At 48.8% G+C, this 564-nt stretch carries 2 protein-coding genes; one reads left to right on the top strand and one right to left on the bottom strand.

Annotated elements, in window-relative coordinates:
- The coding region (locus E1963_RS23915; RefSeq protein WP_207669427.1) for a hypothetical protein at positions 1-217 on the top strand (217 nt) is incomplete at its 5' end.
- Here E1963_RS23915 and E1963_RS23920 read toward each other — a convergent pair.
- The coding region (locus tag E1963_RS23920; RefSeq protein WP_207669428.1) for a hypothetical protein at positions 214-564 on the bottom strand (351 nt) is incomplete at its 5' end. The genes E1963_RS23915 and E1963_RS23920 overlap by 4 nt on opposite strands.

A 564-nucleotide genomic window follows, 5' to 3' on the forward strand; every position in this document is an offset into this window, starting at 1 on the left:
CTCTTCCCTTCCCTTTTTTTCTTTCCTCCCTCCCCTCTCTTTTCTTTCCTTCCCTTTTCTTCCTCCCCTCCTCTTCTTTTCTCTCTTCTTCCCTCTTCTCTCCTTTCTTCCTCCTTTCTTCTTCTTCCTTCTCTCCCCTTCCTCTTCTTTCCCTTCTCTCTCTTTTTCCCTCTTCTCCTCTCCTCCTTTTCCTCTCCTCTTCCTTCTGCCTTCTTAGAAATAAGTCTTGCCGACGATGCTACCTTTCGTTCGCTCTCCTTCTTTCCTTCCTTCCTTTCTTTTTCTTTCCTCTTCCCCTCCCTCTCTTCTCCTCTTCTCTTTCCTCTCCTCCTCTCCCTTCCTCTCCTCTTTCTTCCTCGGAGCGGCTCCTCCGTGTCCTCCTCCTTCCCCTTTTCCCCTTTCTTTTTTTTTTCCCCCTTTTTCTTTCCCGTTTCCCTTTTTCCCCCCTCCCCTTTCCTCCCTCTTCCTCCCTTCCTCTTCCCTTCTCCTTCCCCTCAAACCGCAGCCGGACCCCCTCTTTTTTTTTTTTCTTCCTCTTTTTTCCTTTCCTTTTTCTCCTTCCTC

The sequence above is a fragment of the Extibacter muris genome (genome assembly GCF_004345005.1).
GTDB lineage: Bacteria > Bacillota > Clostridia > Lachnospirales > Lachnospiraceae > Extibacter > Extibacter muris.